The sequence below is a fragment of the Streptomyces sp. NPDC032472 genome, assembly GCF_040636955.1.
GTDB lineage: Bacteria > Actinomycetota > Actinomycetes > Streptomycetales > Streptomycetaceae > Streptomyces.
In genome coordinates, this window is record NZ_JBEZVK010000114.1 from 1 (window position 1) to 12497 (window position 12497).

A 12497-nucleotide genomic window follows, 5' to 3' on the forward strand; every position below is an offset into this window, starting at 1 on the left:
CGTGCGTCGGATTCGGCGAGGGAAATCAGGCGTTGGGTGTGGGCGGGCGGGAGGGTGTCGGGGTTCAGGGCTTCGATGGCCTCCAGGGCGCCCATCGGGTCGGCGTCGGTTTCTGCTGCGGTCAAGGCCGCTGCGGCGAGGGCCGCGAAGTCCAGGCTGGTGGGGTCCGCCACCGCTGCCAGGGCGGTCACTGCCGCCGCCGCCGCGGCCGGGCGGTCGAGGAGGGGCTGCAGACGGGGTGTCAGCGGCCTTCCGGCCGGGCCCAGGAGTGCCGTGGCCCGGGCTGCTCGGGCGGCGGACCACTGGGACCAGGGATTCTGTTCCGCCCGGGCGAAGACCGACTCCAGGGCGGGAAGCACCGTGTCGGTGTCCTGGGTGATCCGCCACAGCGCCGCTGCGAGCGCGGTGTCGGTGTCCAGGGCCGGGGTGGTGGTGCCGCCGGCCGGGCCTGTCAGGGCCGCGCGCAGCGCCGGGGCGAGGGATCGGGCGCGCGGTCCCAATGCGCCCGCCGTTGCCGCGGCGTGGGCGCGTTCGGGGGAACTGCCGGTCAGGGTTTGCGCGAGGCGGTGCAGGAGCGGGGCGTCCTCCCCGGTGAGGTCGTACAGGGCCTCGGCCGCCCCGAGGGAGCCGTTCTCCGCGGTGGCGCGGAGGGCTTCGGCCGCCCGGGCGCGCTCGGCAGGGGTGCAGTCGGCGGCGATGGCGGCGATGGCGGAAGCGGCGTGGCCGGGGTGGTGCGGGAGGGCCGCGTAGAGGTCTGGCAGGGCTGCTGCGGCTCGCGTGCCCCATCCGGCCGACAGGCGGGTCAGCTGCCCCGGTTCATTGCCCTCCAAGGTCTCGGGGCGGGCCAGGCGGTGGCGGACGGCGTCCAGAAGGTCCTCGTGGTACGGGAACGGCGCGTCGGCCGGTACGCGAAGCCCCGCGGCGGCGTCCAGGGCGCGCGGCCGGTGGGCGAGTGCGCGGGCCAGGAGCGGGGCGGCCTGCTCCGGGGCCACCAGCACGAGCGCGGCCAAGGCCCGGTCCGAGTCGTCGTCCTGCTCGCCGGGGTTGCGGCCCGCGAGCGGGGTCAGGAGGGACGCGGCCCCGGAGGCTGCCGGGCCCAGACGACCCAGGAGTGAGGTCACGGCGACCACGGAGCCCTCGTCCACCGCCGTGGAGAGGAGGGCGGGCAACAGGCGCTGCGGTGCGCTGCGCGACAGCGTGCAGGCCCGGTCGGCCGCCCACAGGGCCTCGGAGCGCAGCTCGGGTCGGGCGTCCACCAGGGCGGCGTCCACGAGGGCGAACGCGGCTTCCCGGTCCGCAGCGGTGCCGCGGTCGAGCAGGATTTCCACGACCGCCGTCAGGGGCTCCTTGCGTTCGAGGTCGAGCCTGCCGGTCATCAGCTCGTCGGCCGGGAGGAGGGAGAGCATCGCCTTGCCGTGGGCCTCGGTCCAGGGGACCTCCGCATCCAGGCAGGCGAAGACGGCGGCGAGCCGCAGCTCGGCCGGAGCGGCCGACTCCAGGGCTGTCGCGGCGAGGGCCGCGGCCGTCTGCCGGTCGAGGCGGGAGATGCCGGACAGGAGCTCTGCGCGCACCGGGGCCGCGCACTCCCGTTCCCAGCGCGTGAGGAGGAGGGGCAATGCGGTTTCCGTGGCCCGGGTGTGGGACACCGTCCAGGCGGCGGCCTGCCGGACCGCCGGGTCGGGGTCGTCGAGCAGGGGCAGGAGCAGCGGGAGTTGCCCGGCCGCGGCCGCCCGGACCGCCTCCGGGGCCATGTCGTGCTCGTCCTCGCTCTCGGCCATGCCGCCGAGCAGGATCAGGACGTCGGCCGTGTGGTGGCCGGCGGCTGCGAGCCTCGCCAGGAACGGGACGACCTCCGCGGAGGCGGAGTAGACGGTTCCCTGGTGCAGCACGCTCTCGTGCAGCGTCGACAGGGCGTCCTGCGCCGCGCCCTCGTCGGCCCCGGCCACGGTCCGCAGCAGCTCGGGCAGGTCCTCGGCGCTGCCGTAGGCATGGGAGAGGTCGGTCCAGGGGCGGCCGTCGAGGCCGTCGAGGCCGTCGGGCGCATGTGCGGGTTCCATGCCCGTCATCGTGTCAGGCGGGTACGACATCGCATGCCGTCAGTGGCGGCATCACCATCGTCACCACCGGCCCGACGGCCCGTCAGGTGTGGAGTTGGAAGAGGTAGAGGCCGCCGAGCCCGGCGGCGGCCAGGTCCGTGCCCTCGGGGCTCCAGGCGCAGGAGCGCAGGGGGGCTTCCGTGCGCAGGGCGGTGGCGGGGCAGCTGGTGCGGGCGTCCCACAGGCGTACGGTCCCGTCCTCGCCGGCGGTGGCCAGCCAGACCCCGTCCGGGGAGGCCGCCACCGCGTTGACCGGCCCGTCGTGCCCGGTCAGGGTGTGCAGGCAGGCCCCCGTCGCCGTGTCCCAGATCCGCAGCGTGCCGTCCTGGCCCGCCGAGGCGATGCGGCTGCCGTCCGGAGAGCCCGCCAGGGACCGTACGGCGCCGCGGTGTCCGGCGAGGTCCGGTCCGGCGGTCCACGTGGCGGTGGACCAGATCCGTACGGTGCCGTTCGCATCGCCGGTGGCGAGCCGCGACCCGTCCGGGGTGACCGCGACCGCGCGGAGCCCGGCGCCGTTCCCGGTCAGCGTGCGGCGCTGCCACGCCCCGGAGCCCCAGAGGACGACGTCGCCGCTCGCGAGGGCCGCCGCCAGCCAGCTCCCGTCCGGGGCGAACGCGGCCCCGTACGCGGTGCCGGGCAGGTCGGTGTGGGTCCACCGGCCCGTGTCCCACACCCGTACCGGCCCGTTCTCCCGCACGGCCGCGAGCCGGGAGCCGTCGGCGGCAACGGCCACGGCGCGCACCGTGGAGGCGACGTCGTAGGACAGCTCGGTGGTCCGCCGGCCCGTCGCCCGGCCCCAGACGTGTACGGCGCCGCGCCCCGTGCCCGTGGCCAGCCAGCTGCCGTGCGGGGCGAAGGCCACGGCGGACTGGGGTTCTGAGTGGGTGGCGGCCCCGGAGGCGAAGCTACCCCGGACGGCCCACAGTTGTACGGCGCCGTCCTCGGCCCCCGTGGCGAGCCAGGAGCTGTCCGGGCCGAAGGCCACGGTGCGGGCGGAGGTGTTGCGGGTGCGCAGGTGGGCGATGAGCGTCCCGTTCACGAGGTCGCGCAGCTGGACCCCGTTCCGGTCCGCGGCGGCCAGCCACCGGCTGTCCGGGGCGACGGCCAGGGCCTGGAGCCCCACCAGGTCGGTCGCGAGCGTACGGTTCCACGCGCGCTGCCCGAACCGCAACGCGTCGACGCGCACGACGTTGCCGGTCACGGCCGTGTCTGCGCCCGGAAGGACGGCGAAGACGGGCTTGGTCGTGTGGCGGATGCCCATCGAGTCCGTGAGGGTCCACGTGTCCGTGGACCAGAGCCGGAGGGTGGTGCTGTCGGCGGTGGCCAGCCATGCACCACCCGCGCCACCCGCACCGCTCTCCCCGCCCCCACCGGCCTCGCCGGGCCCGCCGCCGCCCTCGCCGACCTGCATCGCGTAGACCGGTCCGTCGGCGTCCAGGACGCGCGTGCACCGCCAGGTGCCCGGCTCCCACAGCCGTACGGTGCCGTCCCCGCTGCCCGTGGCCAGCCAGGAGCCGGCCGGGGCGAACCCCATGCCGTTCACCGCCAGCCGGTGGCCCGCGGGTTCGGCGGCGCGCGCACCGGTGGCCGTGTTCCACACCGTCAGGCGGGGACCGGCGCCGCCCACGGCCAGCCATCGGCCGTCCCGCGAGAGCGCGACCGCGTTCACCACCCGGGCGCCGGTCTCGAAGACCCTCAGGCACCGGCCGGATTCCACGTCCCACAGGCGGACCGTGCCGTCCGCGTCGGCGGTGGCGAGCCGGTCCCCGCTCGGGGCGACGGCGATCGCCCTGATCCGGGCCGTGTGACCGGTCAGAGTGCGCAGCAGTCGGCCGTCGGGCAGGTCCGGCAGGTCCCAGCGGTTGCTCAGCAGCGGCCGCAGCGCCGGTTCGTGGCGGCGGTAGCGGATCTGGGCCCCCCAGTGGGACTCGTGCTGGAGCCGGCTGTACAGCGTGGCGGTCAGGGCGGGGGCGGGCTCGATCGGGCCCAGCAGGTGGGCGATGCGGTTGAGCTCCAGGGCCAGGGCGGCGGCCGTTGCGGTCGGGATGCGGCGGACGTCCTGCCAGGGTGCCGACGGCCCGCGCTGGTGCAGGCGGGTCTCCACCCAGCGGATGTCCTCCACGACCGTCTGCGCCTGCCGGGGGCGGCTGGCGGCGAGCAGGTGCTCGATCAGGTGGTCCAGCAGGTAGCCGTCGGTCAGCGTCCAGGGCTCGTCCCCCACCGTGTCGGCGAGGATCCCGTGCAGCCGCTGCAGTTCCGCCCCGCCCAGCTCACCGCGCAGGTAGTCGCGCAGGACGTCGTGCAGGGCGGCCCGGCCGCCGTCCTGGGGGCTCAGCGACACGAGGGAGAGGCGGTCCAGTACGGCGCACAGGGCGCGGGCCTCGGACTCGGACAGCCCGCCCGTGGCCGCCCACAGCCGGGCGACGAGCGGGACGGGGATCGACTCGTCCTCGACGAACACGCCGAGTTCGGCCAGCCGCGCGGCGCCGCCCGCGGGCAGCAGGCTGGTCGCGGCCTCCACGGTGGCCCGTACGGCCCGGGCCCGGCGCCCCGGATCGTCGAGGTCCAAGGCGTCGACGGGCCCCCGCCCCTCCCCCGCGGCCGGCCCGTGCACCCGCAGGCGGTCCAGGGCCTCCCGGGCGACGGCGGCGGGATCGGCCCCGGTCGCGACCTGGCCGGCGATCAGCCGGTTGGTCAGGCGCAGCAGCAGCGCCCACCGGCCGGTGGCCCGCAGCAGAGCCCGTACGAGGTCCTCCGGCAGCGGCGGCAGCCCCCAGGCCAGCACCGCCCGCGCCTGCGCCGGGGACATCTCGTCCACCCGGACCCGTGCGGCACCGGGCGGCAGCAGGGCCGGGATCCGGGTGGTCACCAGCCGTACGCAGCGCCCGCCTCCCTGGAGGAAGGGTGCGAGCTGCTCCTCCTCCCACACGTCGTCCAGGACGAGCAGGGTGCGGGGCCGCTGGTCGAGCAGCCGGCCCAGGTGCGCGCCGGCCAGGTGCGGGTCGTCGAAGGTCCTGGTGTCCCCGGTGATGTACTGGGTCACCTGGGCCACCTTCGCGGCCACGGCGGCCCGTCCGCGCAGGTCCCGCCCGAGGGTGACCACGTAGATCCGCCCGCGGAAGCGCCTGCGGACGCGGGGGTGGGCGCACACCGCCTTGGCCAGGGTGGTCTTGCCGAAGCCGCCCGCGCCCTCCAGCGAGGTGGTGATCGCCACGGCTCCGCGGCGGCGCCTGCTGCACACGGCGGCGACCGCCCGGTCCCCTTCCGTACGGTCGACCACCCATTCCGGGACCGGCGGGGCGGGCGGTGGCGGCGGGTCCGCGGCCCCCGCCGAGGGGCGTTCCTGCCGCCAGGCCGCCACGGACGCGGCCAGGACGGCCACGGCCCCGAGACCGCCGACCCACCACCACGGCTGCTGCCGGACCCGGTCCAGAACTCCGGGCCAACGCTCCTGCGCCGTGGCGGCGTTGGCGGCCAGTGAGGCGAGTACGGCGACCGCGGCGACGACGCCGGCGAGCGACACGCCCTTGAGCACTCCACGACGCATGCGCCACCCCCGCCCCGACGATAGCGGGGCTGGGGGGAGCCGGGGCAGGGGTTCGGCCGGCAGATCGTGACCAAGGGATCGGCCAACCGGCCCTGCCGGCGCGCAGAGTTGGACTACCTTGCTGCCGTGGAGCAGCTGATCGCCGAAGACCCGCGCCGCATCGGCCCGTACCGCCTGATCGCCCGGCTGGGCGCGGGCGGCATGGGCCTGGTGTACCTCGGGCGTTCCGAGGCCGGGCGTACCGTGGCCGTGAAGGTCGTACAGGCCGACCACGCCGGGAATCCGGAGTTCCGCCGGCGTTTCGCCCGGGAAGTGGCTGCCGCGCGGCGGGTGGGCGGGAGTTGGACGGCGGCCGTGCTCGACGCGGATCCCGAGGCCGCCGTGCCCTGGGTGGCGACCCAGTACATTCCGGGTCCGGACCTGCACGGCGTGGTCGCCGAGGACTTCGGCCCGCTGCCCGAGTACTCGGTCCGCACCCTCGCCAACCGGCTCGCCCTCGCCCTGGAGGCCGTGCACGGGGCCGGCCTGATCCACCGGGACCTCAAGCCGTCCAACGTGCTCGTGACGGTCGACGGGCCCCGCGTCATCGACTTCGGCATCGCCCGCGCGATGGACAGCCTGGCCGGCGACAGCCTGCACACCCGCACCGGCATGCTGATCGGCTCCCCCGGCTTCATGTCGCCGGAACAGGTCCGGGGCCTGCCGCTCACGCCTGCCAGCGACGTCTTCTGCCTGGGTGCGGTCCTCGTGTACGCGTCCACCGGGCGCCTGCTGTTCGGCGCCCCGGACACCGGGCTGAACGCCCACCTCTTCCGGGTCGCGGAGGAGGAGGCGGACCTGAACGGGGTGCCGGATGCGCTCGTCGACCTCGTCGGCGCCTGCCTGCACAAGGACCCGGGCGCGCGGCCCACGCCGCGGGAGGTGGCCGAGCGGACCGCGGGGGACGAGGCCGGGGAGTGGCTGCCGGGGAGCGTGCTGGCGCAACTGGGGCGGCATGCGGCCCGGTTGCTGGACTATGTGCCGGCGGGGGGCGGAAGCGCGGGGGCGGGCGGGGGTGATGCGGACGGGGGGTCCGACCGCTCCTCCGAGCCCGCGCTGCCGTCGCAGCCGCGGTCGCCGTCGCAGTCGCGGTCGCCGTTGCCGTTGCCGTTGCCGTTGCCGTCCCAGCCTGTGCCGCCGCCGCCCGCGTACGCCCCGACCGCACCGGCGCACTCCGGCCCGGGGCAGGGGTTCGGGCCGCCGCCGCGCGCCTGGTCCCCGCAACCGCACTCCAGGCGTTGGAAGGGGCTCGCGGCCGTTGCCCTGGCCCAGTTGACGGTGCTGATGGGCACGGCGAACTTCAGCTGGGCGGCTCCGTCGGTCCACGCCGACCTGGGTCTGGCCGCCGGCCCCCTGGGCGCGCTGTTCACCGCCCACGCGCTCGCCTTCGGCGCCGCGCTGCTGCTCGGCGGGCACCTGGCGGACCTGGTCGGGCGCAAACGCATCCTCGTCATCGGCCTGGTCGGGTACGCGCTCGCGTCCGTGCTCGGCGGCGCGGCCACCGTACCCGGCGTGCTGATCGGAGCGCGCGGTCTGCAGGGCGCCTTCGGAGCGCTGGTGACCACGGCCGCGCTGTCGCTCGTGGCCTCCGGCTTCACCGACCCGAAGGAGCGCAGCAAGGCCTTCGGGGTGTACGCCGCGATCGCCGGCGGGGGTTCGGCCGTCGGCTTGATCACGGGCGGCTGGCTCCTGGAGGCGGCGAGCTGGCGGATGTCCCTGTTCACCGGTGTCCCGCTCGCCGTGATCGCCCTGATCGGCGCAGTGGTCGCGCTGCCGCACGACCGCCCTGCTGCCTCGGCAAGCGCCGGCGTCCGGCCCGACGTCCCCGGCCTGCTGCTCGGGATGCTCGGACCCGCTGCCCTCCTGTACGGCCTGAACAGGGTCTCCGAGGGCGGCTGGAGCGTGCTCGGGTACCTCGTCCTGCTCGGACCGGGCGTCCTGCTGATCGTGGGCTTCCTGTGGTGGCAGACCCGGTCCTCCCGTCCCCTCCTCCCGCCGTCCGTCTTCGCGGACCGCAACCGCCTCGGCTGCCTGCTCGCGCTGCTGCTGTTCGGCGTGGGGCTGCTGATCCCCTTCACCGTCCTGCCCTTGTACGTGCAGAACGTCCGCGGCTACGCGCCGGGCATAACCGGCATGCTGTTCCTGCCTCTGGTCGCGGCGGTCGTGATCGGCTCCACCCAGATCTCCGCCCGACTGCTGCCGCGGATCGCGCCCCAGGTCCTGATCGTGACGGGCCTGGTGGTGACGGCCGTGGGGCTGGTGGCCCTGAGCGGCCTCGAGTCCGTTGGCGGGTCGTACATGACCCTCGTCCTGCCCGGCATGCTGCTCACCGGGCTGGGCACCGGCCTGGCCTTCACCCCTCTCTTCGCCCTCGCGACGGCCGCGCCCGACCCTCAGTGGTCCGGCGGCGCCGCGGCCGGCGTCACCGCGGTCCAGCACATCGGCGGAGCACTCGGGGCGGCGCTGGTCGGCAGCCTTGTCGCGAACCGGTTGCAGTACGCCGGCCTGCCGCCTTCGGTGAGCCTGGCGCTGCTGAAGGCGTACGACGACATGCTCTGGTGGGGCGCCGGCAGCATGCTGCTCGCCGCCCTGGCCGTCTGGCTGCTGGTGACGGGCCGATCCCGCGAGGACGCCGTTCCGCCGGCGCCGACAGCAGGCTGACGGTCTCGGCGCGGCCTCCGCACTGCGCGCGAGGCGCTCCTGGCGGAGGGCGGGCGTCCCTCCGGGACGTCACGGGCGGGCGAGGGCCCGTGCGAGGCGGCGTTCCAAGCCCGCCCGGCAATCCGGCCATTCCTCCGCCGTCACGGAGAAGATCGCCGAGTCCCGGAGCCGGCCGTCCTCGCCCGGCGCCCACGACCGCGCCCAGTTGCGGAGCACGCCCTCGAAGCGCGCCCCGAGGCGTTCCATGGCGGCCCGCGAGCGCTCGTTGCGGGCGTCCGTCTTCAGGTCGAGGCGCGCCACGCCCCAGTTCTCTTTCGCGTTACGGATGAGAAGGTAATGGGCCTCGGTGTTCACGCCGGTGCCCTGGGCCGACGCGGCGAGCCAGGTGTAGCCGACCTCGACGGCGCACAGGCCTTCCCCGGTGGGCCAGGGCCGCGCATCCAGGTAGCCCGTGGCCCCGACCACCCGACCCGTCGCCCGGTCGACCTGGGCGTACGGGGCCACCGTGCCGGCGGCTGCGCGGGCGAGCTGCCCGTCGATGTAGTCCTCGATCTCGGCCGCCCTCGGCACCCAGGTGTAGCCGTAGGAGCTGCGCTCCTCCTCCGCCGCGGCGGCCAGCCCGGCCGCGTGGCGGTGGTCCAGCGGCTCCAGACGTACCAGCGTCCCTTCCAGCAGCGGTCCTTCGAGCGCGAAGCCCATTTCGCCCCTTCCCCCGATCGGTAGTACGAAGTCCGGTGCACAGCCTGCCATGGCAGGGGAATGCAGCTCCCGCTGCCCCGTTCAGGTGAATCCGCGGCTCAAAGGCGCAGGCTCACGCCACCGTGAAGGTGGACCTGACGCAGGACGCCGCCGGCCGCCTCTACGGCACCGTCTCCTCCGGAAACACGGTCGGCACCCTGCAGGACGGCTCCGTCGACGGCCAGAACATCTACTTCACCATCGGCTGGTCGCACGGGCCCGTGGGGCGGTACACCGGGGTGCGCGGACCGGACGGACGCCTCTCCGGCACCACCGTCGACCTGACCAACCCGTCCAGCCAGGCGACTCGGTTCACCGAGCGCACGTTCTGACGGGCCTCCGGGCTGCTCAGGCGGGCGGCTGCTCGACCACGCTCGTGCCGCTGCCCGCCTGGGACTCCCAGGTCCACGTCTCCTCCAAGCGGAGGCGGCCGTCGGGGAGCTCGGTGACGAGCGAGGTGCAGTGCCCGGATGCGGTGGTGCCGTCGAGGCGGAGCTGGACGTAGCGGAAGTCGATGGCGTCGCCTGCGCGGGTGCCGACGAGGTACCCCCGGGCCACGTCCCCGCCGGCGTACTCGGCCCAGATCCGGTCGTCCTGCTGGTGGTACTCGAACCGGGTCTGCCGGCCGACCTGCCCCGGCGCCTGATCGGCAACCGGCACAAACACGAGACCGTCGAGCGAACGCGCCATGGGTAACTCCCGAAGAGAAACGTAAACGTATCCAGGTCTGGGCCCGGTATGCCTGAGCCGGATCCCCAAGGGACACCCCCCTGCACCCACGTCAGCCCCCGCCCACCCTAAAACCCCTGCCATCCCCACCTCACGGCACCCCGCCCCACCCTGCGTCGCCGACGAACGGCACGAGTCCTACGGCCGGGCGCCACACCCGACCAGAGCGGCTGCGGTCATCCCGGCGGGCGAGGCCCCTACCCGGCATCCCGCCAAGCGACTCGTCCACCAGGGGCCATCCCGCGGGTGCGGGAGCAGCGGTCGTCAAGGCGCTTCACGGCGTAGTGCACGAGGTCATCCCCGCGGGTGCGGGGAGCAGAAGTTCATCACGCAGCCCATGCACGACATCGAGGGGGCATCCCCGCGCGTGCGGGAGCAGTGCTGCTGCTCGGTGCCGCGGACGATGATCAGGGGGTCATGCCGCGGGCGCGCGGAAGCAAGGCGTCATGGAGCAACTCGCCGTCAGGGGGACATCCCTGCGCGTGCGGGGAGCAGACGGACCAGTGCCCCGGAAACAGCGAAACGTGGGGGTCATCCCCGCGCGTGCGGGGAGCAGGCTCCTTGAGCAGGGATTCTATGCGAGCGGGGGCCTGGTCTTGAGTACTTGCAGTGAATCCGGCGATCGACCCAAACGCGCGCGAAGCGCAACTCCCGGGGCGCGGCACACGGGCAGCCGGAGCGGCTGGCGGTGGGAGGTTCTCGCGGGAGGCATCGCCGGCGCCTGCCACTCCTGCCGCGCGGCCTCGCCTTCCGCTGCCCTGGCGCGAGCGCTTCCACCGCCTCGTTAGCGACGACGAACTTGGTGCCGACGCGTGCTCCGACGGTGGACGCGACCTGGCGTTCGGGGCGGTGCTCGGGTTCCTCGCCTCCGCCGACTGGTCTACTTCGTCATCGTCAACCGCAGGTCGCTGGAGCGCGCCCGGCCGGCTGTGGGCGGCTCCGCCTGGACCGTTTGCAGCGGCATCGGCGCCTGCCTCGGCTCGCTGTTGCTGCTGCTGCTGCTGCCATGCGCGGTGACCGGCGGTGGGGCGTCGCCGGTCGCGGACGGCGGCACGCTGTGGCCGTTCCCGGCCTGGTGCTCGGCTCGTGGTGCGCGACCTGGTTCCGGAACCTCGCCTCCGCGCGATTGCCGGCCACGGCGATGGGGCCGGTCATAGGCATGGAGGCGGTGTTCGGCTCCGCCTTCAACCCCGGCCTTCCCCGAGTTGTGGGGCGGGCTGCTGGTGGTGCGGGCGTCCTACCGGCTTCGTACCTGTTCCACCGCGTGGCCGCGAGCGACCTGTCCCGGCGGCCCCCGAACCGTCATCCGCGACGCCGTGAGGGCAGCCATCGGGCCAGGGCGCGCCGGCCGTGCGCGGGGCGTCGGGTCGCGACGGTTCCATGGCGTACGGCGCTTCCGTCGGAGGCGGCCCGTTCCGAGGTGCAGCACTGCCGCCGGCAATCGGAAAAACCTTTCCGCTGCCGTGACTGCCGATCTAGGCTCTGACGCATGCCATCTCAACCCGTACGCCTCCACATACTGATCACCACCCTCCCCGGTCACGGCCAGCAGCAGATCGATGCCTTCGAGCGGCTCGCGCCCCTCGTGCGCGCCGAAGAGGGATGCCTGCAGTACGACCTGCACCGGGTGAGCGGCGACCCCGACCGCTTCGTGCTCATCGAGCGGTGGGCGTCGAGGGCGGCGCTCGCCGCCCATGACGTCACTCCGCACATGATCGAAGCCGATGCCGTCAGTCCGACGTTCCGAGCGGGACCCGCAGAGGTGATCGAGCTGGCGGCCGACCCCGTGGCCTGAACCGCCACGGCGCCGGGAGGCCCTGCCAAGCCGTCGCGCGGTTGCGGTCCCGGGTCCCCTACCGCTTGAGGTACGCCAGGACCGCCAGCACGCGCCGGTTGTCGTCGGCGGACGGTTCGATCCGCAGCTTCGCGAAGATGGCCGCGGTGTGTTTGGCGACGGCGCTCTCGCTGATGTGCAGGGACTGGCCGACGGCGGCGTTGGACCGCCCCTCCGCCATCAGCCGCAGCACGTCCAGCTCGCGCGGCGTCAGGGCCGCGGTGGTGCCGCGGGCGTCGCTGCGGGCCAGGAGCCTGGCGATGACCTGGGGGTCCATGACCGTGCCGCCCGCGGCGACGGTGCGGACCGCGTCGACGAACTGCGCGGTGTGCGTGACCCGGTCCTTGAGGAGGTAGCCGATGGCGCCCCGGCCTCCGGCCAGCAGCTCGTGCGCGTAGAGCTGGTCGACGTACTGGGACAGCACGAGGACGGGCAGCGACGGGCGGTCCCTGCGGGCCTCCAGGGCCGCGCGCAGGCCCTCGTCCGTGAACGTCGGCGGCAGGCGGATGTCGACGACGGCGACGTCCGGGGCGTCCTCGCGCAGGGCGCGCAGCAGCGACGGGCCGTTGTCGACCGCCGCGACCACCTGGAACCCGTGGTCCTCCAGGGTGCGCGTCAGCCCGTCGCGCAGGAGGAAGAGGTCTTCGGCGAGGACGACGCGCACGGTATCTCCAGGGTCGCGGTGGTCGGCCCGCCGGGCGGGCTGTGCAGGACAAGGGTTCCGTCGAAGGTACCCAACCGGCGCCGGACGCCGCGCAGTCCGCTGCCGCGGGAGGCGTCGGCCCCGCCGTGGCCGTCGTCGGTGACGGTGGCGCGCAGGGTGCCGTCCGCGTGCGCCAGGCGGATGCGGACC

General features: G+C 74.8%; 8 protein-coding genes and 1 pseudogene. 3 read left to right on the plus strand and 6 right to left on the minus strand.

Annotation, left to right across the window (positions count from 1 at the left end):
- A partial coding sequence (locus tag AB0F11_RS35635) for a HEAT repeat domain-containing protein (RefSeq protein ID WP_362183210.1) occupies positions 1 to 2057 on the minus strand: 2057 nt, incomplete at its 3' end.
- An 82-nt stretch (positions 2058 to 2139) separates the two neighbouring features.
- Entirely contained in the window at positions 2140 to 5643 is a 3504-nt protein-coding gene (locus AB0F11_RS35640; protein WP_362183213.1) for an NB-ARC domain-containing protein, read from the minus strand.
- Between the two features lie 126 nt (positions 5644 to 5769).
- Here AB0F11_RS35640 and AB0F11_RS35645 point away from each other — a divergent pair, with 126 nt between their 5' ends.
- Positions 5770 to 8343, plus strand: coding sequence for an MDR family MFS transporter (locus AB0F11_RS35645; RefSeq protein ID WP_362183216.1), 2574 nt, complete (start codon positions 5770 to 5772; stop codon positions 8341 to 8343).
- 69 nt (positions 8344 to 8412) lie between these two features.
- Here AB0F11_RS35645 and AB0F11_RS35650 read toward each other — a convergent pair whose 3' ends face one another.
- Complete coding sequence (locus tag AB0F11_RS35650; RefSeq protein ID WP_362183219.1) at positions 8413 to 9042, minus strand: GNAT family protein; 630 nt, start codon at positions 9040 to 9042, stop codon at positions 8413 to 8415.
- Between the two features lie 122 nt (positions 9043 to 9164).
- Here AB0F11_RS35650 and AB0F11_RS35655 point away from each other — a divergent pair, with 122 nt between their 5' ends.
- Positions 9165 to 9413 (plus strand): hypothetical protein, encoded by a 249-nt coding sequence (locus AB0F11_RS35655; protein WP_362183222.1) that lies wholly within the window; start codon positions 9165 to 9167, stop codon positions 9411 to 9413.
- Between the two features lie 16 nt (positions 9414 to 9429).
- Here AB0F11_RS35655 and AB0F11_RS35660 read toward each other — a convergent pair whose 3' ends face one another.
- Positions 9430 to 9771: a hypothetical protein gene (locus AB0F11_RS35660; RefSeq protein ID WP_362183225.1), complete on the minus strand. Its 342-nt coding sequence runs from the start codon at positions 9769 to 9771 to the stop codon at positions 9430 to 9432.
- A 1528-nt stretch (positions 9772 to 11299) separates the two neighbouring features.
- Between AB0F11_RS35660 and AB0F11_RS35665 the strand changes: the two genes are divergently transcribed.
- Positions 11300 to 11605 carry a putative quinol monooxygenase gene (locus AB0F11_RS35665; RefSeq protein WP_362183228.1) on the plus strand — a complete coding sequence of 102 codons (306 nt, stop codon included), beginning with the start codon at positions 11300 to 11302 and terminating at the stop codon, positions 11603 to 11605.
- 58 nt (positions 11606 to 11663) lie between these two features.
- Here AB0F11_RS35665 and AB0F11_RS35670 read toward each other — a convergent pair whose 3' ends face one another.
- A complete protein-coding gene (locus AB0F11_RS35670) occupies positions 11664 to 12308 on the minus strand; it encodes a response regulator transcription factor (RefSeq protein WP_362183231.1) in 645 nt (214 codons plus the stop codon).
- Positions 12260 to 12497: pseudogene (locus AB0F11_RS35675) on the minus strand (sensor histidine kinase); the annotation flags it as partial. The pseudogene AB0F11_RS35675 and the gene AB0F11_RS35670, both read right to left, overlap by 49 nt.